At 66.8% G+C, this 17,858-nt stretch carries 31 protein-coding genes; 1 reads left to right on the forward strand and 30 read right to left on the reverse strand.

From position 1 onward, the window contains the following. Positions 1–858 carry a hypothetical protein gene (locus tag QIY60_RS09695; protein ID WP_283142054.1) on the forward strand — a complete coding sequence of 286 codons (858 nt, stop codon included), beginning with the start codon at positions 1–3 and terminating at the stop codon, positions 856–858. A 158-nt stretch (positions 859–1,016) separates the two neighbouring features. Here QIY60_RS09695 and truA read toward each other — a convergent pair whose 3' ends face one another. From truA to rplC, 30 genes are all read right to left on the reverse strand, one after another. Beyond that, positions 1,017–1,880 (reverse strand): tRNA pseudouridine(38-40) synthase TruA, encoded by an 864-nt coding sequence (gene truA / locus QIY60_RS09700; RefSeq protein ID WP_283142055.1) that lies wholly within the window; start codon positions 1,878–1,880, stop codon positions 1,017–1,019. An 85-nt stretch (positions 1,881–1,965) separates the two neighbouring features. Then, positions 1,966–2,454, reverse strand: coding sequence for a 50S ribosomal protein L17 (rplQ, locus tag QIY60_RS09705; protein ID WP_283142056.1), 489 nt, complete (start codon positions 2,452–2,454; stop codon positions 1,966–1,968). Between the two features lie 172 nt (positions 2,455–2,626). Beyond that, complete coding sequence (locus QIY60_RS09710) at positions 2,627–3,649, reverse strand: DNA-directed RNA polymerase subunit alpha (RefSeq protein ID WP_003956430.1); 1,023 nt, start codon at positions 3,647–3,649, stop codon at positions 2,627–2,629. A gap of 125 nt (positions 3,650–3,774) precedes the next feature. Next, positions 3,775–4,179, reverse strand: coding sequence for a 30S ribosomal protein S11 (rpsK, locus tag QIY60_RS09715; protein WP_003956432.1), 405 nt, complete (start codon positions 4,177–4,179; stop codon positions 3,775–3,777). A gap of 66 nt (positions 4,180–4,245) precedes the next feature. Further along, positions 4,246–4,626 carry a 30S ribosomal protein S13 gene (gene rpsM / locus QIY60_RS09720; RefSeq protein WP_101389611.1) on the reverse strand — a complete coding sequence of 127 codons (381 nt, stop codon included), beginning with the start codon at positions 4,624–4,626 and terminating at the stop codon, positions 4,246–4,248. Positions 4,627–4,829: 203 nt separating this feature from the next. After that, complete coding sequence (gene rpmJ, locus QIY60_RS09725; RefSeq protein WP_003956441.1) at positions 4,830–4,943, reverse strand: 50S ribosomal protein L36; 114 nt, start codon at positions 4,941–4,943, stop codon at positions 4,830–4,832. A gap of 28 nt (positions 4,944–4,971) precedes the next feature. Further along, a complete protein-coding gene (infA, locus tag QIY60_RS09730; RefSeq protein WP_003956442.1) occupies positions 4,972–5,193 on the reverse strand; it encodes a translation initiation factor IF-1 in 222 nt (73 codons plus the stop codon). A 163-nt stretch (positions 5,194–5,356) separates the two neighbouring features. Further along, positions 5,357–6,202 (reverse strand): type I methionyl aminopeptidase, encoded by an 846-nt coding sequence (gene map, locus QIY60_RS09735; protein WP_101389610.1) that lies wholly within the window; start codon positions 6,200–6,202, stop codon positions 5,357–5,359. A 126-nt stretch (positions 6,203–6,328) separates the two neighbouring features. After that, positions 6,329–6,988, reverse strand: a complete 660-nt coding sequence (locus QIY60_RS09740; protein WP_283142057.1) for an adenylate kinase — start codon at positions 6,986–6,988, stop codon at positions 6,329–6,331. Then, positions 6,988–8,301, reverse strand: coding sequence for a preprotein translocase subunit SecY (secY, locus tag QIY60_RS09745; protein WP_283142058.1), 1,314 nt, complete (start codon positions 8,299–8,301; stop codon positions 6,988–6,990). Before secY ends, QIY60_RS09740 begins: the two co-directional genes overlap by 1 nt. A gap of 213 nt (positions 8,302–8,514) precedes the next feature. After that, positions 8,515–8,970, reverse strand: a complete 456-nt coding sequence (gene rplO, locus QIY60_RS09750; RefSeq protein ID WP_067163177.1) for a 50S ribosomal protein L15 — start codon at positions 8,968–8,970, stop codon at positions 8,515–8,517. A 1-nt stretch (position 8,971) separates the two neighbouring features. Then, positions 8,972–9,154 carry a 50S ribosomal protein L30 gene (gene rpmD / locus QIY60_RS09755; protein ID WP_005313525.1) on the reverse strand — a complete coding sequence of 61 codons (183 nt, stop codon included), beginning with the start codon at positions 9,152–9,154 and terminating at the stop codon, positions 8,972–8,974. Then, the gene (gene rpsE, locus QIY60_RS09760) at positions 9,154–9,756 is read right to left on the reverse strand and encodes a 30S ribosomal protein S5 (RefSeq protein WP_017239585.1); all 603 of its coding nucleotides are present in this window, start codon (positions 9,754–9,756) and stop codon (positions 9,154–9,156) included. Before rpsE ends, rpmD begins: the two co-directional genes overlap by 1 nt. A gap of 45 nt (positions 9,757–9,801) precedes the next feature. Next, a complete protein-coding gene (rplR, locus tag QIY60_RS09765) occupies positions 9,802–10,185 on the reverse strand; it encodes a 50S ribosomal protein L18 (protein ID WP_101389607.1) in 384 nt (127 codons plus the stop codon). 3 nt (positions 10,186–10,188) lie between these two features. After that, positions 10,189–10,728 (reverse strand): 50S ribosomal protein L6, encoded by a 540-nt coding sequence (gene rplF / locus QIY60_RS09770; protein ID WP_101389606.1) that lies wholly within the window; start codon positions 10,726–10,728, stop codon positions 10,189–10,191. A gap of 21 nt (positions 10,729–10,749) precedes the next feature. Further along, a complete protein-coding gene (rpsH, locus tag QIY60_RS09775) occupies positions 10,750–11,148 on the reverse strand; it encodes a 30S ribosomal protein S8 (protein ID WP_101389605.1) in 399 nt (132 codons plus the stop codon). Positions 11,149–11,360: 212 nt separating this feature from the next. Next, entirely contained in the window at positions 11,361–11,546 is a 186-nt protein-coding gene (locus QIY60_RS09780; RefSeq protein ID WP_004571834.1) for a type Z 30S ribosomal protein S14, read from the reverse strand. Between the two features lie 5 nt (positions 11,547–11,551). Next, positions 11,552–12,109, reverse strand: coding sequence for a 50S ribosomal protein L5 (gene rplE / locus QIY60_RS09785; RefSeq protein ID WP_101389604.1), 558 nt, complete (start codon positions 12,107–12,109; stop codon positions 11,552–11,554). Beyond that, entirely contained in the window at positions 12,109–12,432 is a 324-nt protein-coding gene (gene rplX / locus QIY60_RS09790) for a 50S ribosomal protein L24 (RefSeq protein WP_101389603.1), read from the reverse strand. Before rplX ends, rplE begins: the two co-directional genes overlap by 1 nt. A 2-nt stretch (positions 12,433–12,434) precedes the next feature. Continuing rightward, positions 12,435–12,803, reverse strand: coding sequence for a 50S ribosomal protein L14 (rplN, locus tag QIY60_RS09795; RefSeq protein ID WP_053727611.1), 369 nt, complete (start codon positions 12,801–12,803; stop codon positions 12,435–12,437). A gap of 98 nt (positions 12,804–12,901) precedes the next feature. Then, the gene (rpsQ, locus tag QIY60_RS09800; protein WP_283142059.1) at positions 12,902–13,186 is read right to left on the reverse strand and encodes a 30S ribosomal protein S17; all 285 of its coding nucleotides are present in this window, start codon (positions 13,184–13,186) and stop codon (positions 12,902–12,904) included. Beyond that, positions 13,186–13,410 carry a 50S ribosomal protein L29 gene (rpmC, locus tag QIY60_RS09805; RefSeq protein WP_067163159.1) on the reverse strand — a complete coding sequence of 75 codons (225 nt, stop codon included), beginning with the start codon at positions 13,408–13,410 and terminating at the stop codon, positions 13,186–13,188. The genes rpsQ and rpmC overlap by 1 nt, the downstream gene beginning before the upstream one ends. Next, the gene (gene rplP / locus QIY60_RS09810; protein WP_101389602.1) at positions 13,410–13,829 is read right to left on the reverse strand and encodes a 50S ribosomal protein L16; all 420 of its coding nucleotides are present in this window, start codon (positions 13,827–13,829) and stop codon (positions 13,410–13,412) included. Before rplP ends, rpmC begins: the two co-directional genes overlap by 1 nt. Before the next feature lie 5 nt (positions 13,830–13,834). Next, positions 13,835–14,665, reverse strand: a complete 831-nt coding sequence (rpsC, locus tag QIY60_RS09815) for a 30S ribosomal protein S3 (RefSeq protein WP_101389601.1) — start codon at positions 14,663–14,665, stop codon at positions 13,835–13,837. Further along, the gene (gene rplV, locus QIY60_RS09820; protein WP_030359020.1) at positions 14,665–15,012 is read right to left on the reverse strand and encodes a 50S ribosomal protein L22; all 348 of its coding nucleotides are present in this window, start codon (positions 15,010–15,012) and stop codon (positions 14,665–14,667) included. The genes rpsC and rplV overlap by 1 nt, the downstream gene beginning before the upstream one ends. Before the next feature lie 43 nt (positions 15,013–15,055). After that, positions 15,056–15,337: a 30S ribosomal protein S19 gene (gene rpsS / locus QIY60_RS09825; RefSeq protein ID WP_266785550.1), complete on the reverse strand. Its 282-nt coding sequence runs from the start codon at positions 15,335–15,337 to the stop codon at positions 15,056–15,058. 12 nt (positions 15,338–15,349) lie between these two features. Next, positions 15,350–16,186, reverse strand: coding sequence for a 50S ribosomal protein L2 (rplB, locus tag QIY60_RS09830; RefSeq protein ID WP_101389600.1), 837 nt, complete (start codon positions 16,184–16,186; stop codon positions 15,350–15,352). 39 nt (positions 16,187–16,225) lie between these two features. Further along, the gene (gene rplW, locus QIY60_RS09835; RefSeq protein ID WP_266988295.1) at positions 16,226–16,546 is read right to left on the reverse strand and encodes a 50S ribosomal protein L23; all 321 of its coding nucleotides are present in this window, start codon (positions 16,544–16,546) and stop codon (positions 16,226–16,228) included. After that, positions 16,543–17,193, reverse strand: coding sequence for a 50S ribosomal protein L4 (rplD, locus tag QIY60_RS09840; protein WP_067163149.1), 651 nt, complete (start codon positions 17,191–17,193; stop codon positions 16,543–16,545). The genes rplW and rplD overlap by 4 nt, the downstream gene beginning before the upstream one ends. A 7-nt stretch (positions 17,194–17,200) precedes the next feature. Beyond that, positions 17,201–17,845 carry a 50S ribosomal protein L3 gene (rplC, locus tag QIY60_RS09845; protein WP_067163147.1) on the reverse strand — a complete coding sequence of 215 codons (645 nt, stop codon included), beginning with the start codon at positions 17,843–17,845 and terminating at the stop codon, positions 17,201–17,203. Between the last annotated feature and the right edge of the window lie 13 nt (positions 17,846–17,858).

Below are 17,858 nucleotides of genomic sequence, written 5' to 3' on the forward strand. Positions count from 1 at the left end.
ATGAGCTTTGGGCAAGGGGGACCCGCATGGGGCCCGGGGGACAGCGGCGGCACACCCGACTGGGCGGCGCTCGCCGACGAGGCCGCGGCGCGCAGCCGCAAGAAGCGCTGGCTGCTGATCGGCGGCGGGGCGCTGGCCACGGCGGCGGTGGTGGCCATCGTCGCCGTGGCCATCGTCAGCACCGGTGACTCCAAGGACGGCGCCGACGGGAAGTCCGCGAGCGAGCTGCCCTCGCCGCAGACGCTGCCCAGCGGCACCGCCGAGCCGCAGCCGTCGTTCTCGTCGGTGGCGCCGCCGCCCCCGCCCAACCCGCACGACTTCATATCCAGCGCCAAGAAGGACAAGGCGCCGCTGAGCGCCGACACGCTCTTCCCCGGCAAGACGCTGAAGATGGGCGACCGCACCTACACCAAGGGCCCCACCGCCCGCACCACCGACTGCGCCGCCGCGACCCGCGGCTCGCTCGGCTCGGCCCTGACGTCCAACGGCTGCGACCAGGTCATCCGGGCCACCTACGTACGGGACGGCGTCGCCGTCACCATAGGCGTGGCCACCTTCGAGACCGAGGCGAAGGCGCTGCGCGCCAAGCAGCAGGCGGGCATCGGCCTCTCCCCGCTCGCGGGCGAAGGCGTCCCCGGCTTCTGCGACGGCGGCCACGCGGTCTGCCGCAACCTCGCCAACTCGCACGGCCGGTACGCGTACTTCAGCATCAGCGGCTACACCAACGGCAAGAGCGTCACCAAGGGCGACAAGAACGCCTTCGCCGCGGGCGACGACCTGGCCGAATTCACGTTCCGCCAGATAGTCGCCCGAGGCGAGTCCCAAGCCCAGGCGGCAGCGACGGCCCCGCCTGCCTAGGCTTTCGTCTGCGGCCCGTGCTGGGTTGCTCGCGCAGTTCCCCGCGCTCCTAAGGGGATGCCGCGCAGCGGCATTTAAGGGGCGCGGGGCTGTGTCATTGTGCGGCTCCGCCGCGTGGGCGCGACCAGCCACCGATCACCCGCAGACGAACCCCGGGCTCAGCAGCACCCCGCCCCCGCGGAACCCGGCAACGTCCTCATGTTCCGCGCCTCCCGGCTCCGCGCCGCCAGCAACTCGTCGGCCGGGTAGCCGACTTCCTCCAGGGTGAGCCCGTGCGGCTTGACCACGTGCACCGACGAGTCCCGTACCGCCGCCGCCAGCACCTTGCCCGGCCACTCCACGCCCCGGTGCCCGTCACCGACGTACAGCAGCGCGCCCACCAGCGAGCGGACCATGTTGTGGCAGAACGCGTCCGCCCGCACGGTCGCCGTGACGATGCCGTCCTCGCCGCGCACCCAGGACAGCTCCTGGAGCGTACGGATGGTGGTGGCGCCCTCGCGCTTCTTGCAGTACGCCGCGAAGTCGTGCTCGCCGAGCAGTGCGGCCGAGGCCGCGTTCATCGCCTCGACGTCCAACTCCCAGTCGTGCCACAGCACATGGCCGCGCAGCAGCGGGTCGACGCCGCCGGGGTTGTCGGTCACCCGGTACGCGTACCGCCGCCAGATCGCGGAGAAGCGCGCGTTGAAGCCGCTGGGGGCCTCCGCGACCCGCCAGATCCGGACGTCGTGCGGCAGCCGCCCGGCGAGCCGCCGCAGCAGCTTCTCGCGGTGCTCGGCCCACACGTCCTCCGGCAGGTCGACATGGGCCACCTGTCCGCGCGCGTGCACGCCCGCGTCGGTGCGCCCGGCGACCGTCAGGTCGTACGTCCGGTCCGAACGCGTCACCGTGCGCAGCGCGCCCTCGATCTCGCCCTGGACCGTCCGCCGGCCACTGGGCTGCTTGGCCCAGCCGGAGAAGTCCTTGCCGTCGTACGACAGGTCAAGACGCACCCGGACCCGGCCGGGCTCCACCTCATCACTCACGTAACAGATCCTCTCAGAGCGGCGGGAAAACGGAACGGGCCCGTCCCCCGAAGGGAACGGACCCGTCCGTCGGTCTGCGGAACGCTTACGCGTCCTTCGACTCCTCCGCCGGAGCGGCGTCCTCGACCTCGGCCTCGACGGCCTTGGCCTCGTCGGCCTCCTTGACGGCGCGCTTCGCGGCGGCCTCGGCCTCGGCGACGGTCGCCTTCTTGGCGATCTCGCCCTCGACCAGCTCGATCACGGCCATCGGCGCGTTGTCACCACGGCGGTTGCCGATCTTGGTGATACGGGTGTAACCACCCGGACGCTCCGAGTAGCGCGGCGCGATCTCGGTGAAGAGGGTGTGGACGATGCCCTTGTCGGTGATCGTCTGCAGCACCAGGCGACGGTTGTGGATGTCGCCCTTCTTCGCCTTGGTGATCAGGCGCTCGGCGACCGGACGCAGGCGGCGGGCCTTGGCCTCGGTCGTCGTGATGCGGCCGTGCTCGAACAGCGACTTCGCCAGGTTGGCGAGAAGCAGACGCTCGTGCGCGGCGCTGCCGCCCAGACGGGCACCCTTTGCGGGACGCGGCATTGTTTTCTCCTAGGTGTCTGCCCTGGCCGTATCAGGTACCAAGGTCAGTATCCGAGCGGGCGGTCGCCCGTCGGAGATCCAGGCCCCCGAAGGGTCCTGGAAGGGGCGCGGGGAACTGCGCGACAAGCCACAGCGCACCCGCACCCAAGAACCGGCGATCGGTCCCGAGCTCTTAGTACTGCTCGGTCTCGACGAAGCCCGCGTCCGCGTCGTCATCGGCCCCAAAGGCGTCAGCCGCAGCCGTCGGGTCGAAGCCGGGAGGCGAGTCCTTCAGCGCGAGGCCCATGCCGGCCAGCTTCGCCTTGACCTCGTCGATCGACTTCGCACCGAAGTTGCGGATGTCGAGCAGGTCGGCCTCGGAGCGGGCGACGAGCTCACCCACGGAGTGGATGCCCTCGCGCTTGAGGCAGTTGTAGGACCGAACGGTGAGCTCAAGCTCCTCGATCGGCAGCGCCAGGTCGGCGGCCAGGGCGGCGTCCGTGGGGGACGGGCCCATGTCGATGCCCTCGGCGTCGATGTTGAGCTCGCGGGCCAGACCGAACAGCTCGACCAGGGTCTTGCCGGCGGACGCCATGGCGTCACGCGGGCGCATGGCCTGCTTGGTCTCGACGTCGACGATCAGCTTGTCGAAGTCGGTGCGCTGCTCGACACGGGTCGCCTCGACCTTGTACGTGACCTTGAGCACCGGCGAGTAGATGGAGTCGACCGGGATACGGCCGATCTCCTGGCCCACCTGCTTGTTCTGCACGGCGGAGACGTAGCCGCGACCGCGCTCGACGGTCAGCTCCATCTCCAGCTTGCCCTTGCCGTTCAGCGTGGCGAGGACCAGGTCGGGGTTGTGCACCTCGACACCGGCCGGGGGCGCGATGTCGGCGGCGGTGACCAGACCCGGACCCTGCTTGCGCAGGTACATCACGACCGGCTCGTCGTGCTCCGAGGAGACGACCAGCTGCTTGATGTTGAGGATGAGGTCGGTCACGTCCTCCTTGACGCCCGGCACGGTGGTGAACTCGTGCAGAACGCCGTCGATCCGGATGCTGGTGACAGCGGCGCCCGGGATCGAGGACAGGAGGGTGCGGCGCAGCGAGTTGCCGAGGGTGTAGCCGAAGCCCGGCTCCAGCGGCTCGATCACGAACCGCGAGCGGTACTCGTCGACGACCTCTTCGGTCAGCGAAGGACGCTGAGCGATAAGCATGTGTGTTCCTTCAGTCGTGGGCGCCCACTATTTGACGCCCTCGGGGTACTACGTACTGCAAGGGTACGGGCGGCACGGCCCCGAAGAGCCGTACCGCCCGAAAACCACAGGTCAAGCGCAGTGCGTCAGACGCGGCGGCGCTTGGGCGGACGGCAGCCGTTGTGCGGCGTCGGGGTGACGTCCTGGATCGAGCCGACCTCGAGGCCAGTGGCCTGGAGGGAGCGGATCGCGGTCTCACGGCCGGAGCCCGGACCCTTGACGAAGACGTCGACCTTGCGCATGCCGTGCTCCTGCGCGCGGCGGGCGGCCGACTCGGCGGCCATCTGCGCGGCGAACGGAGTCGACTTGCGGGAGCCCTTGAAGCCGACGTGGCCGGCGGACGCCCAGGAGATCACGTTGCCCGAGGGGTCCGTGATCGAGACGATCGTGTTGTTGAACGTGCTCTTGATGTGGGCGTGCCCGTGAGCGACGTTCTTCTTTTCCTTGCGGCGCACCTTCTTGGCAGCGCCCTGACGACCCTTGGGGGGCATCTATATCTCCTACGGGAGGTGGTCGGTCCTACAGCGAAGACCGTGTGGTCAAGCGTCCGCTGAGGACTACTTCTTGCCCGGCTTCTTCTTGCCGGCGATCGCGCGACGCGGGCCCTTGCGGGTACGGGCGTTCGTGCTGGTGCGCTGACCGTGGACCGGGAGGCCACGACGGTGGCGCAGACCCTGGTAGCAGCCGATCTCGACCTTGCGGCGGATGTCGGCCTGGATCTCGCGGCGGAGGTCACCCTCGGTGCGGAGGTTGGCGTCCACGTACTCGCGGATCTTGACCAGGTCCTCTTCGGCCAGGTCACGAACGCGGGTGTTCGGGTTCACACCGGTCGAGGAGAGGATCTCCTTGGACCGGGTGCGGCCGATGCCGAAGACGTAGGTGAGTGCGATCTCCACGCGCTTTTCGCGCGGGATGTCAACACCGGAAACGCGTGCCATTCAATGGCTCCTGTGTGTTCGGGGGTCTTCCGCAGAACCACTCCCGACCGCCGACCGTCTCTGCTGAGAGGTGGTACGTCCGGGTCCCCGGCCCCCGCCGGAGGTGTCGTCAACCGTGGAAGAACGGCCCGACGGGCTCTGCGTATGTACGTATTACGTGCGTCGCGCGAAGAACTGCGTAAATGCAGGTCGGTCGGCGTGCGTCAGCCCTGGCGCTGCTTGTGGCGCAGGTTGTCGCAGATGACCATGACCCGGCCGTGACGGCGGATCACCTTGCACTTGTCGCAGATCTTCTTGACGCTCGGCTTGACCTTCATGGGATTCAGGTTCTCCGGGTCGTGAGATCTACTTGTACCGGTAGACGATCCGGCCACGCGTCAGGTCGTACGGAGAGAGCTCCACCACGACCCGGTCATCCGGGAGGATGCGGATGTAGTGCATCCGCATCTTGCCGCTGATGTGCGCGAGGACCTTGTGACCGTTCTGGAGCTCCACCTTGAACATGGCGTTCGGGAGGGACTCGATCACGGTGCCCTCGATTTCGATGGCACCTTGCTTCTTGGCCACGCTTCGCCTTTCGAATCGGCTACCTTGATCGACTCCCGCGATCGTGTGCGGACACACGGGTACACGAGAGCCGACGCATCAGTCTACGTCAGGGCACCCGAAAAGACGAATCAGGGGAGTTTGCCCTCAACAGTAGATCGTTAAGCGGACAACACGGGGCAGGTCAGCCCAGCGGGTCGGGCGCCGTCGTCACGCCGTACTCCGCCAGCTTCGCCTTGCCGCAGTCCGGGGAGGTCAGGACGATCGGGCCCGCCTCGGTCAGCGCCACCGAGTGCTCCCAGTGGGAAGACCAGGTGCCGTCGGTCGTGATGACCGTCCAGTCGTCCTCAAGCACCTCGGTGCGGGGCGTGCCCAGGGACACCATCGGCTCGATGGCCAGGCAGAAGCCCGGGACCAGCTTCGGGTTGTGGCGGCCGAGCAGGCGGCGCTTGTCCACGTAGTTCAGGAGGTGCGGGTCCATGTGCATCTCGGAGCCGATGCCGTGACCGCCGTACTCCTCGATGATCCCGTACTTGCCCTTCGGCGGGCGCGGCTGGCGGCGGATGTAGCTCTCGATCGCCCGGGAGACGTCCACCAGGCGGTTGCCCTTCTTCACCGCCGCGATGCCGGCCCACATCGACTCCTCGGTGACCCGGGAGAGCTCGATCAGCTCCGGAGCGTGACCGGAGCCCACGAAGGCCGTGAAGGCCGCGTCGCCGTGCCAGCCGTCGATGATCGCGCCGGCGTCGATGGAGATGACGTCGCCGTCCTTCAGGACGGTCTTCTCGTCCGGGATGCCGTGGACGACGACCTCGTTGACCGAGGTGCAGATGGTGGCGGGGAAGCCGCCGTACCCCAGGAAGTTCGACTTGGCGCCGTGCTCGGCGATCACCTTGCGGGCGACCTCGTCCAGGTCCTTCGTCGTGGCGCCGGGCACCGCCGCCTCGCGGGTCGCCGCGTGGATGGCGGCGACGACCAGTCCCGCCTCGCGCATCTTCGCGATCTGCTCGGGGGTCTTGATCTCCACCATGGCGGCTGACGCCTTTCTCAGTACGGATACGGGGGTTACGTCAACGATACGGGCACCCGGGCCCGGACACGGCAGCGGCCGCGGCGCCCGGAGGGGCGCCGCGGCCGTTCAACTGCGTACCGCGAGTCAGGCGGTCTTCTCGGCCTTCAGGGCGTGCATCGCGCGCTCCGTGACCTCGTCGACCTTGCCGAGCGCGGAGATCGTGACGACCAGGCCCTGGGCCCGGTAGAAGTCGATGATCGGCTCGGTCTCGCTGTGGTAGACCTCGAGGCGCTTGCGGACCGTGTCCTCGGTGTCGTCACCGCGCTGGTACAGCTCGCCGCCGCAGATGTCGCAGACACCCTCGGCCTTCGGCGCGTTGTAGGTGACGTGGAAGACGTGGGCGGAGTCGGTGCGGCAGATGCGCCGGCCGGCGATCCGCTTCACGACCTCGTCCTCGGGGACTTCGAGGTCCAGGACGGCGTCGAGCTTCATGCCGTCCGCCTTCAGCGCCTCGTCGAGCGCCTCGGCCTGCACCACGTTGCGCGGGAACCCGTCGAGCAGGAAGCCGTTCTCGGCGTCCGGCTGCGCCATCCGGTCCTTGGCCATCCCGATGGTGACCTCGTCCGGCACCAGGTTGCCGGCGTCCATGTACGACTTGGCCTGCTTGCCCAGGTCCGTGCCCTGGCTGATGTTGGCACGGAAGAGGTCGCCCGTGGAGATGTGCGGGATCCCGAGGTTCTTGGCGAGGAACGCGGCCTGCGTTCCCTTGCCGGCACCGGGCGGCCCGACGAGGACGATTCGCATCAGCGGAGGAACCCTTCGTAATTGCGCTGCTGGAGCTGGCTCTCGATCTGCTTCACGGTCTCCAGACCCACACCCACGATGATGAGGATGCTTGTCCCGCCCAGCGGGAAGCTCTGGTTGGCCCCGAAGATCACCAACGCCATCGTCGGTACGAGCGCGATCAGTCCCAGATACAGCGACCCCGGCCAGGTGATCCGGTTGAGCACATAGCTCAGGTACTCAGCAGTAGGTCGACCAGCCCGGATACCCGGGATGAAGCCACCATACTTCTTCATGTTGTCGGCGACTTCCTCGGGGTTGAACGAGATCGCCACATAGAAGAAGGCGAAGAACACGATCAGGAGGAAGTAGCTGATGATGTAGTACGGGTGGTCGCCCTTGACGAAGTTGTCCTTGATCCAGGTCGCCCAGCCCGAGGTCGAGTTGGAGAACTGCACGACCAGCGCCGGGATGTAGAGCAGCGACGACGCGAAGATGACGGGGATCACACCCGCCTGATTGACCTTCAGCGGGATGTAGGTCGAGGTACCGCCGTAGGAACGGCGGCCGATCATGCGCTTCGCGTACTGGACCGGGATGCGGCGCTGCGCCTGCTCGACGAAGACCACCAGGGCGACCATGACCAGGCCGACCAGGATGACGGTGCTGAACTCGATCCAGCCCTGCGCCAGGTGGCCCTGCTTCTTGATGGCCCACAGCGAGGTGGGGAAGCTGGAGGCGATCGAGATGAACATCAGGATCGACATGCCGTTGCCGATGCCGCGGTCGGTGATGAGCTCACCGAGCCACATGACGGCGGCGGTGCCGGCGGTCATCGTGACGACCATCGTGATGGTGGTGAAGATCGAGCGGTTCGGCACGATCTCGCTGGCGACCTGGCAGCCGCTGAACAGCGCACCCGAGCGGGCGGTGGCCACCAGGCCGGTGCCCTGCAGGATCGCCAGGGCGACCGTCAGGTAACGCGTGTACTGCGTGATCTTGGCCGTGCCGGCCTGACCCTCCTTCTTGAGGGCTTCCAGGCGCGGGATCACCACGGTCAGCAGCTGCAGAATGATGCTCGCCGTGATGTACGGCATGATGCCCAGCGCGAAGATCGTGATCTGCAGCAGCGCGCCGCCGCTGAACATGTTCACCAGGCCGAAGAGGCTGTTGCCCTGTTGCGCCTGGTCCACACAGATCTGAACGTTCTTGTAGCTCACACCGGGGATCGGGACGTGCGTCCCCATCCGGTAGAGCACGATGATGCCGAGCGTGAAGAGCAGCTTCTTGCGCAGGTCAGGCGTCTTGAACGCCTGGGCGAACGCGGTGAGCACGGTGCCTCCTGCGACCCCCGCGCTTGGTGCGAGGTGACGGTCTTGAGGATCGACGAATACGGAATGAGTCAGAGGAACCGGACGGCATACCGCACGGAAACTTAGACAGTGCACGCCACCTTACCGGCGACCCTGCCCCCCTAGGAACGACCAACCGGGGATGCCCCATTTGAGAGGGCATCCCCGGTCGGATGTTCAGGCCAACGAACTGTCTCAGACGAGCTCGGTGACGGTGCCGCCGGCGGCGGCAATCTTCTCCTTGGCGGAGCCGGAGACGGCGTCGACCGTCACCTGCAGCGCCACGGAGATCTCGCCCTGGCCCAGGACCTTGACGAGGCTGTTCTTGCGCACGGCACCCTTGGCGACCAGGTCGGCAACGGTGACTTCGCCACCCTCGGGGTAGAGGGCGCCGAGCTTGTCCAGGTTCACGACCTGGAACTCGGTGCGGAACGGGTTCTTGAAGCCCTTCAGCTTCGGAAGACGCATGTGGAGGGGCATCTGGCCACCCTCGAAGCGCTCCGGAACCTGGTAACGGGCCTTCGTACCCTTGGTACCACGGCCGGCCGTCTTACCCTTCGACGCCTCACCACGACCCACACGGGTCTTGGCGGTCTTGGCGCCCGGGGCGGGACGGAGGTCGTGGGCCTTCAGCGGCTTGTTCTCCGCCATGTCAGTCGACCTCCTCAACCGTCACGAGGTGGCGGACGGTGTGCACCATGCCGCGGAACTCGGGACGGTCCTCCTTGACAACCACGTCGTTCAGGCGCTTGAGCCCGAGCGAACGCAGGGTGTCGCGGTGGTTCTGCTTGCTGCCGATGTACGACTTCGTCTGCGTGATCTTGAGGCGGGCCATTACGCACCCGCCCCGGCACGCGCACGAAGCAGAGCCGCGGGGGCGACGTCCTCGAGGGGCAGACCGCGGCGGGCCGCGATCTCCTCGGGACGCTGCAGGCCCTTGAGGGCCGCCACGGTCGCGTGCACGATGTTGATCGCGTTGTCGGAGCCGAGCGACTTCGACAGGATGTCGTGAACGCCGGCGCACTCCAGGACGGCGCGCACCGGGCCACCGGCGATAACACCGGTACCGGGGGAAGCAGGCTTCAGCAGGACAACGCCGGCCGCCTTCTCGCCCTGGATCGGGTGCGGGATGGTGCCCTGGATGCGGGGAACCTTGAAGAAGTTCTTCTTGGCTTCCTCGACGCCCTTGGCGATGGCCGCGGGAACTTCCTTGGCCTTGCCGTAACCGACACCTACGGTGCCGTCACCGTCACCCACCACGACGAGCGCGGTGAAGCTGAAGCGACGACCACCCTTGACAACCTTGGCGACGCGGTTGATCGCGACAACGCGCTCAACGTACGCGGTCTTCTCGGCGGCAGCGCCACCGTCACGGCCCTTCCGGTCCCGCCGCTCGCCGCCACCGGCACCGCTTCCGCGGCGCTGGGGTCCAGCCATTGGATTACCTCTCTCTGTTACGTCCGTTAGTCCCGGAACCGGGGCTTAGAACTTCAGCCCGGCTTCGCGGGCGGCGTCAGCCAGAGCGGCAATGCGCCCGGCGTACCTGTTGCCACCACGGTCGAACACGACGGCCTCGACACCGGCGGCCTTGGCGCGCTCGGCGACCAGGGCGCCGACCTGCTTGGCCTGCGCGGACTTGTCACCCTCGCCGCCGCGGATCGAAGCGTCCAGGTTCGACGCCGACGCCAGGGTGTGACCCTTGATGTCGTCGATGACCTGAGCGGTGATACCGCGGTTGGAACGCGTCACGACGAGGCGCGGACGCTCCGCCGTACCCGACACGTGCTTGCGGATGCGGATGTGGCGGCGCGCCTTGGCGGCACGCTTGTAAGCGTCGCCCTTGGCGATCTTCACACCGTATGCCATGGCTTACTTACCAGCCTTTCCGACCTTGCGGCGGATGACCTCGCCGGCGTACTTGACGCCCTTGGCCTTGTACGGGTCGGGCTTCCGCAGCTTGCGGATGTTCGCCGCGACCTCGCCGACCTTCTGCTTGTCGATGCCCTCGACCGAGAACTTCGTGGGCGACTCGACCTTGAAGGTGATGCCTTCGGGAGCCTCGATGGTGATCGGGTGGCTGTATCCGAGCGCGAACTCCAGGTTGGAGCCCTTCGCCTGGACGCGGTAACCGACACCGCTGATCTCGAGCGCCTTGACGTATCCCTGGGTCACGCCGGTGATCATGTTCGCCACCAGCGTGCGGGACAGGCCGTGCAGGGCCTTGTTCTGACGCTCGTCGTTGGGACGGGTGACGTTCAGAACGCCGTCCTCGCCCTTAACAATCTCGATCGGCGCGGCGACGGTGTGGGTCAGGGTGCCCTTGGACCCCTTGACCGTGACCGTGCGGCCGTCGATGGTGACGTCCACACCAGCGGGAACCTGGATGGGGAGCTTGCCGATTCGCGACATTAGCTTTTCCTCCGTTCCCGACTACCAGACGTAGGCGAGGACTTCCCCACCCACGCCCTTCTTCTGCGCCTGCTGGCCGGTGAGCAGACCGTGGGACGTGGAGATGATCGCCACGCCCAGGCCGCCGAGCACCTTCGGCAGGTTGGTGGACTTCGCGTACACACGCAGACCGGGCTTCGAGATCCGCTTGATGCCCGCGATGGAGCGCTCACGGTTCGGCCCGAACTTCAGGTCGAGGACGAGGTTCTTGCCGACCTCGGCGTCCTCGACCTTCCAGCCGGTGATGAAGCCCTCCTGCTGGAGGATCTCCGCGATGTGCGACTTGATCTTGCTGTGCGGCATCACGACGGAGTCGTGGTACGCCGAGTTCGCGTTACGCAGACGCGTGAGCATGTCTGCGATCGGATCAGTCATGGTCATGAATTGGCCTTCGGCCTCTCTCGCCGGGGTTTCCTGTATGCGCCATCCCTCTCCCCACACATGGGCGGGACGGGTGCGGCGCGGGGACCTACGGCGTAGTAAGTCGTACGGGCGGCGGACGCCCAACCCTCCTAGCCTAAGCCATGGAGGGGAGGGCCTCCGCCCACCCTTTGCTTACCGAGAGACTCCGGAAAAACCCGAAATTACGGGGTTTACCAGGAGCTCTTGGTCACGCCCGGCAGCTCGCCACGGTGAGCCATCTCACGAAGGCAGACGCGGCACAGGCCGAACTTGCGGTACACGGAGTGCGGCCGGCCACAGCGCTGGCAGCGGGTGTACGCGCGCACAGCGAACTTGGGCTTACGGGCAGCCTTCGCGATGAGAGCCTTCTTCGCCATCTCGCTTACGCCTCCTTGAACGGGAAGCCGAGGTGACGGAGGAGCGCACGGCCCTCTTCGTCGTTGGTCGCCGTGGTGACCACGGTGATGTCCATACCCCGGGTACGGTCGATCTTGTCCTGGTCGATCTCGTGGAACATGACCTGCTCCGTGAGACCGAAGGTGTAGTTGCCACGGCCGTCGAACTGCTTCGGCGACAGACCACGGAAGTCACGGATACGCGGCAGCGCGAGCGACAGCGTACGGTCCAGGAACTCCCACATGCGGTCACCGCGGAGGGTGACGTGGCAGCCGATCGGCTGACCCTCACGCAGCTTGAACTGCGCGATGGACTTCCGGGCCTTCGTCACGGCCGGCTTCTGGCCGGTGATCGTGGTCAGGTCGCGGATGGCGCCGTCGATCAGCTTGGAGTCGCGGGCGGCGTCGCCCACACCCATGTTGACGACGACCTTGACGAGGCCGGGGATCTGCATGACGTTCTCGTACGAGAACTCCTCACGCAGCTTGCCCGCGATCTCCTCGCGGTACTTCGTCTTCAGACGCGGAGTCGTGGTGGTAGCCATCAGATGTCCTCACCCGTCCGCTTGGCAACGCGGATCTTGTTGCCCTCTTCGTCGAAGCGGAAACCGACACGCGTGACGACCTTGTTGCCATCCTTCTCAACGACCAGCTGGACGTTGGAGACGTGGATCGGCGCCTCGGTCGTGACGATGCCGCCGGTCTGCGAACCGCGAGCGGTCTGGCCGGCCTTCGTGTGCTTCTTGACCCGGTTGACACCCTCGACCAGGACGCGGTCCTCGCGGGGGAAGGCCGCGATGACCTTGCCCTGCTTGCCCTTGTCCTTACCGGTGATGACCTGGACCAGGTCGCCCTTCTTGATCTTCATGCTTACAGCACCTCCGGCGCGAGCGAGATGATCTTCATGAACTTCTTCTCGCGCAGCTCCCGGCCCACCGGGCCGAAGATGCGGGTGCCGCGGGGGTCGCCATCGTTCTTGAGGATGACGGCCGCGTTCTCGTCGAAGCGGATGTACGAGCCGTCCTGACGACGACGCTCCTTGACGGTGCGCACGACGACAGCCTTGACGACGTCGCCCTTCTTCACGTTGCCACCGGGGATCGCGTCCTTGACGGTGGCGACAATGACGTCACCGATGCCCGCGTAGCGGCGACCGGAGCCACCGAGAACACGGATGCAAAGGATCTCCTTGGCACCAGTGTTGTCGGCGACACGCAGTCGCGACTCCTGCTGGATCACGTCTATCTCCTGATCGTCTGCCGGTTCCCGGCCGGGGCTTGATCTCTCAAGCCCCGGCCGAGCCTGGCGGAACTGATCCTGAGCAAAAGCTCAGGAAATTACTTGGCCTTCTCGAGGATCTCGACGATGCGCCAGCGCTTCGTCGCCGACAGCGGACGCGTCTCCATGATGAGGACGCGGTCGCCGACGCCGGCAGCGTTCTGCTCGTCGTGCGCCTTGAGCTTGTTCGTACGGCGGATGACCTTGCCGTACAGCGCGTGCTTCACACGGTCCTCGACAGCGACGACGACGGTCTTGTCCATCTTGTCGCTGACGACCAGACCCTCACGGGTCTTGCGGAAACCGCGCTGCTCAGTCGTCTCAGTCACATTCTTCTCGCTCATCAGGCGCTCTCCACCGTCTCGATGCCCAGCTCGCGCTCGCGCATCAGGGTGTAGATCCGGGCGATGTCCTTACGGACGGACTTGAGCCGACCGTGGTTCTCGAGCTGACCGGTCGCCGCCTGGAAGCGGAGGTTGAACAGCTCTTCCTTGGCCTCGCTGAGCTTGGCAACAAGCTCCTCGTTGCCCAGCTCGCGCAGCTCGGACGCCTTGGTTCCGGCCGACATCACGCCTCACCTGCCTCGCGCCGAACGATGCGGCACTTCATCGGGAGCTTGTGAGCAGCGCGGGTGAGCGCCTCACGAGCAATCTTCTCGTTCGGGTAGGACAGCTCGAACATGACCCGACCCGGGTGCACGTTCGCGATCCACCACTCCGGAGAACCCTTACCGGAACCCATGCGGGTCTCGGCAGGCTTCTTCGTGAGCGGGCGGTCCGGGTAGATGTTGATCCAGACCTTGCCGCCACGCTTGATGTGGCGGGTCATCGCGATACGAGCCGCCTCGATCTGGCGGTTGGTCACGTACGCCGGCGTGAGGGCCTGGATGCCGTACTCGCCGAACGCAACCGTCGTACCACCCTTGGCCATACCGCGGCGCTTGGGGTGGTGCTGCTTGCGGTGCTTGACCCTACGGGGGATCAGCATGTCGGTCAGGCCTCCGTTCCGGTGCTCTCAGCCGGAGCGGCGGCAGCGGCCTCGGCCTTGGGGGCCTCGGCAGCAACAGCCTGCTGCGGCTTGCGGCCGCGACCGCCACGCTCGCCGCCACGGCCACCACGGCCGGCCGGACGCTCGTTGCCACCACGGGCCGGGCGGTTACCCGCACGGGCCGCGGCGTTCTCGGCGCGGACCTCGGCGATGTTCTTGACGTCGCCCTTGTAGATCCAGACCTTCACGCCGATGCGGCCGAAGGTCGTCTTGGCCTCGAAGAAGCCGTAGTCCACGTTCGCGCGGAGCGTGTGCAGGGGCACACGGCCCTCGCGGTAGAACTCCGAGCGGGACATCTCGGCGCCGCCGAGACGGCCACCGCACTGGATCTTGATGCCCTTGGCGCCGGCCTTCATCGTGCCCTGCATGCTCTTACGCATGGCGCGACGGAAGGAGACGCGGGAGGAGAGCTGCTCGGCAACGGCCTGCGCGACCAGCTGAGCGTCCATCTCGGGGTTCTTGACCTCGAGGATGTTCAGCTGGACCTGCTTGCCCGTGAGCTTCTCGAGGTCGCCGCGGATGCGGTCGGCCTCGGCGCCACGGCGGCCGATGACGATGCCCGGACGCGCGGTGTGGATGTCCACCCGCACGCGGTCACGGGTGCGCTCGATCTCAACCTTCGAGATGCCGGCGCGCTCCATGCCGGACGTCATCATCCGACGGATGGCGACGTCTTCCTTGACGTAGTCCTTGTACAGCTTGTCGGCGTACCAACGGGACTTGAAGTCCGTGGTGATGCCGAGCCGGAACCCATGCGGGTTAACCTTCTGGCCCATTACCGGGTTCCTTCCTTGCTGCTGACGACCACGGTGATGTGGCTGGTCCGCTTACGGATCCGGTAGGCACGGCCCTGAGCACGCGGACGGAACCGCTTCAGGGTCGGACCCTCGTCCACAAACGCCTCGCTGATGAACAGCGAAGAGGCGTCCGTGTGGTCGTAGTTGTGCGCGGCGTTGGCGATGGCGCTGTCCAGCACCTTGCCAACCGGCACGCTCGCGGCCTGCGGGGCGAAACGCAGGACCGCCTGAGCCTCCGTGGCATCCATGCCACGGATGAGGTCCACCACGCGGCGGGCCTTCATGGGCGTGACGCGGATGTACCGCGCCTGGGCCCTGGCTTCCATGGTTGTCCCTTCGGTGTAAGTCATAGTCGGTTTCCACCCCGCGTTAGCGGCGCTTCGACTTCCGGTCGTCCTTGACGTGGCCGCGGAAGGTGCGAGTCGGCGAGAACTCGCCGAGCTTGTGGCCGACCATCGACTCGGTGACGAACACCGGGACGTGGGTCTTGCCGTTGTGCACCGCGATGGTGTGACCCAGCATGGCCGGGATGATCATCGAGCGACGGGACCAGGTCTTGATGACGTTCTTGGTGCCTGCCTCGTTCTGTACGTCCACCTTCTTGATGAGGTGTCCGTCGACGAAGGGCCCCTTCTTGAGACTGCGCGGCATCTAAACCCGCTCCTAGCGCTTCTTGTTCGTCTTGCGGCGGCGGACGATGTACTTGCTCGATGCCTTCTTCGGCGAGCGAGTACGACCCTCCTTCTGACCCCACGGCGAGACCGGGTGGCGACCACCGGAGGTCTTGCCCTCACCACCACCGTGCGGGTGGTCAACCGGGTTCATCGCGACACCGCGGACGGTCGGGCGAACGCCCTTCCAGCGCATACGGCCGGCCTTGCCCCAGTTGATGTTCGACTGCTCGGCGTTGCCGACCTCGCCGATCGTGGCGCGGCAGCGGGCGTCGACCAGACGGATCTCGCCGGACGGCATACGAAGGTGGGCCATCGTGCCCTCCTTCGCCAGCAGCTGCACGGAGGCACCGGCGGAGCGGGCGAACTTGGCGCCACCACCGGGACGGAGCTCGATCGCGTGGATCGTGGTACCGACCGGGATGTTGCGAAGGGCCAGGTTGTTACCGGGCTTGATGTCGGCGGCCGGGCCGTTCTCGACACGGTCGCCCTGGCTCAGGCCACGGGGGGCGATGATGTAGCGCTTCTCGCCGTCCGCGTAGTGCAGGAGCGCGATGCGCGCGGTGCGGTTGGGGTCGTACTCGATGTGAGCGACCTTCGCCGGCACGCCGTCCTTGTCGTGACGACGGAAGTCGATCACTCGGTAGGCGCGCTTGTGGCCACCGCCCTGGTGGCGGACGGTCACACGACCGGTGTTGTTACGGCCGCCCTTGCTGTGCAGGGGGCGGACCAGCGACTTCTCCGGCGTGGACCGCGTGATCTCGACAAAGTCGGCGACGCTGGAGCCACGACGGCCCGGAGTCGTCGGCTTGTACTTGCGGATACCCATTTCTCAGTCCTCGTCCGATATTCGGACCAGGGCGCTCCGTTAGGAGGCCTGGCCGAAGATGTCGATACGGTCGCCCTCAGCGAGGGTCACGATGGCGCGCTTGGTGTCAGCGCGCTTGCCGAAACCGGTCTTGGTGCGCTTGCGCTTACCCTGACGGTTGATCGTGTTGACCCCGGTGACCTTGACCCCGAAGACCGCCTCGACGGCCTGCTTGATCTGGGTCTTGTTGGAGCCGGGCGCGACGATGAACGTGTACTTGTTCTCGTCCAGCAGCGCGTAGCTCTTCTCCGAGACGACCGGCTTGATCAGCAGGTCGCGCGGGTCGGTGAAGGTCTTGCTGGTAACGGTCGCCGACATCAGGCGTCGCTCCCTTCGGTCTCAGCGGTCTGGGGGCCAGACACGAAGGACTCGAAAGCGGCCTGGGTGAAGACCACGTCGTCGGAGACGATCACGTCGTACGTGTTCAGCTGGCCCGGCTCCAGGATGTGCACCTGGGGCAGGTTGCGGGCGGACAGCCACGCGGCCTCGTCGGCGCGGTCGACGACCAGGAGCAGGTTCTTGCGCTCCGAGATCTTGCCGAACAGCGTCTTGGCGGCCTTGGTGGACACCGCACCGTCGACCACGCCGGTGACGACGTGGATGCGGGAGTGGCGCGCCCGGTCGGAGAGGGCACCGCGCAGGGCGGCGGCCTTCATCTTCTTGGGGGTGCGCTGCGAGTAGTCACGCGGCTGCGGGCCGTGGACGACGCCACCGCCGGCGAACTGCGGCGCGCGGGTCGAACCCTGACGGGCGCGGCCGGTGCCCTTCTGGCGGTAAGGCTTCTTGCCACCACCACGGACTTCACCGCGGGTCTTGGTCTTGTGCGTGCCCTGGCGGGCAGCCGCGAGCTGAGCGACGACGACCTGGTGGATCAGCGGAACGCTGGTCTTCGCGTCGAAGATCTCCGCGGGGAGCTCGACGGTCCCGGCCTTGTCGCCAGCCGGCGAAAGGATGTCAATGGTGCTCATCGGTTCCTCAAACCCCCTTGGCCGCAGTACGGACCAGGACGAGGCCACCGTTGGGGCCGGGGACGGCGCCCTTGATGAGCAGCAGACCCTTCTCGGCGTCAACGGCGTGGACGGTCAGGTTCTGGGTGGTCACACGCTCGTTGCCCATGCGACCCGCCATGCGGAGGCCCTTGAACACACGGCCAGGGGTGGCGCAGCCACCGATGGAACCGGGCGAGCGGTGCTTGCGCTGGGTACCGTGACCGGCGCCCAGGCCCTTGAAGTTGTGACGCTTCATGACACCGGCGAAGCCCTTGCCCTTGCTCTTGCCCGTGACGTCGACCTTGACGCCGGACTCGAACACCTCGGCAGTGATCTCCTGGCCCAGCGTGTACTCGCTGGCGTCAGGGGTGCGGAGCTCCACCAGGTGGCGGCGCGGGGTCACGTCGGCCTTGGCGAAGTGGCCCTTGAGGGGCTTGTTCACCTTGCGCGGGTCGATCTCGCCGAAGGCGATCTGGACCGACTCGTAGCCGTCGACGTCGTTGGTGCGAACCTGCGTCACGACGCACGGCCCGGCCTTGACGACGGTGACCGGAACAACGCGGTTGTTCTCGTCCCACACCTGCGTCATGCCGAGCTTCTCGCCCAGGACGCCCTTGATGTTCTTGCTCATCTCGGCCCGTCCC

It is taken from the genome of Streptomyces sp. BPTC-684 (genome assembly GCF_030028635.1).
In the GTDB taxonomy this organism is placed as follows: Bacteria; Actinomycetota; Actinomycetes; order Streptomycetales; family Streptomycetaceae; genus Streptomyces; species Streptomyces noboritoensis.

Coding starts and splice junctions, on each gene's coding strand:
- rplP (WP_101389602.1), bottom strand. CDS start 13,829: ATGCTGATCCCCCGTAGGGTCAAGCACCGCAAGCAGCACCACCCCAAG.
- rpmC (WP_067163159.1), bottom strand. CDS start 13,410: ATGTCGGCCGGAACCAAGGCGTCCGAGCTGCGCGAGCTGGGCAACGAG.
- rpsE (WP_017239585.1), bottom strand. CDS start 9,756: ATGGCTGGACCCCAGCGCCGCGGAAGCGGTGCCGGTGGCGGCGAGCGG.
- rpmJ (WP_003956441.1), bottom strand. CDS start 4,943: ATGAAGGTCAAGCCGAGCGTCAAGAAGATCTGCGACAAGTGCAAGGTG.
- rplV (WP_030359020.1), bottom strand. CDS start 15,012: ATGGAAGCCAGGGCCCAGGCGCGGTACATCCGCGTCACGCCCATGAAG.
- rpsQ (WP_283142059.1), bottom strand. CDS start 13,186: ATGAGCGAGAAGAATGTGACTGAGACGACTGAGCAGCGCGGTTTCCGC.
- rpsS (WP_266785550.1), bottom strand. CDS start 15,337: ATGCCGCGCAGTCTCAAGAAGGGGCCCTTCGTCGACGGACACCTCATC.
- rpsC (WP_101389601.1), bottom strand. CDS start 14,665: ATGGGCCAGAAGGTTAACCCGCATGGGTTCCGGCTCGGCATCACCACG.
- map (WP_101389610.1), bottom strand. CDS start 6,202: ATGGTGGAGATCAAGACCCCCGAGCAGATCGCGAAGATGCGCGAGGCG.
- rplF (WP_101389606.1), bottom strand. CDS start 10,728: ATGTCGCGAATCGGCAAGCTCCCCATCCAGGTTCCCGCTGGTGTGGAC.
- rpsK (WP_003956432.1), bottom strand. CDS start 4,179: ATGCCCCCCAAGGGTCGTCAGGGCGCTGCCAAGAAGGTGCGCCGCAAG.
- QIY60_RS09780 (WP_004571834.1), bottom strand. CDS start 11,546: ATGGCGAAGAAGGCTCTCATCGCGAAGGCTGCCCGTAAGCCCAAGTTC.
- rplC (WP_067163147.1), bottom strand. CDS start 17,845: ATGAGCAAGAACATCAAGGGCGTCCTGGGCGAGAAGCTCGGCATGACG.
- rplB (WP_101389600.1), bottom strand. CDS start 16,186: ATGGGTATCCGCAAGTACAAGCCGACGACTCCGGGCCGTCGTGGCTCC.
- rplE (WP_101389604.1), bottom strand. CDS start 12,109: ATGGCTACCACCACGACTCCGCGTCTGAAGACGAAGTACCGCGAGGAG.
- QIY60_RS09740 (WP_283142057.1), bottom strand. CDS start 6,988: ATGCGAATCGTCCTCGTCGGGCCGCCCGGTGCCGGCAAGGGAACGCAG.
- rplO (WP_067163177.1), bottom strand. CDS start 8,970: ATGGCGGAGAACAAGCCGCTGAAGGCCCACGACCTCCGTCCCGCCCCG.
- rpmD (WP_005313525.1), bottom strand. CDS start 9,154: ATGGCCCGCCTCAAGATCACGCAGACGAAGTCGTACATCGGCAGCAAG.
- QIY60_RS09710 (WP_003956430.1), bottom strand. CDS start 3,649: ATGCTTATCGCTCAGCGTCCTTCGCTGACCGAAGAGGTCGTCGACGAG.
- rpsM (WP_101389611.1), bottom strand. CDS start 4,626: ATGGCACGCGTTTCCGGTGTTGACATCCCGCGCGAAAAGCGCGTGGAG.
- rpsH (WP_101389605.1), bottom strand. CDS start 11,148: ATGACCATGACTGATCCGATCGCAGACATGCTCACGCGTCTGCGTAAC.
- rplR (WP_101389607.1), bottom strand. CDS start 10,185: ATGGCATACGGTGTGAAGATCGCCAAGGGCGACGCTTACAAGCGTGCC.
- rplQ (WP_283142056.1), bottom strand. CDS start 2,454: ATGCCGCGTCCCGCAAAGGGTGCCCGTCTGGGCGGCAGCGCCGCGCAC.
- rplD (WP_067163149.1), bottom strand. CDS start 17,193: ATGAGCACCATTGACATCCTTTCGCCGGCTGGCGACAAGGCCGGGACC.
- QIY60_RS09695 (WP_283142054.1), top strand. CDS start 1: ATGAGCTTTGGGCAAGGGGGACCCGCATGGGGCCCGGGGGACAGCGGC.
- rplX (WP_101389603.1), bottom strand. CDS start 12,432: ATGAAGATCAAGAAGGGCGACCTGGTCCAGGTCATCACCGGTAAGGAC.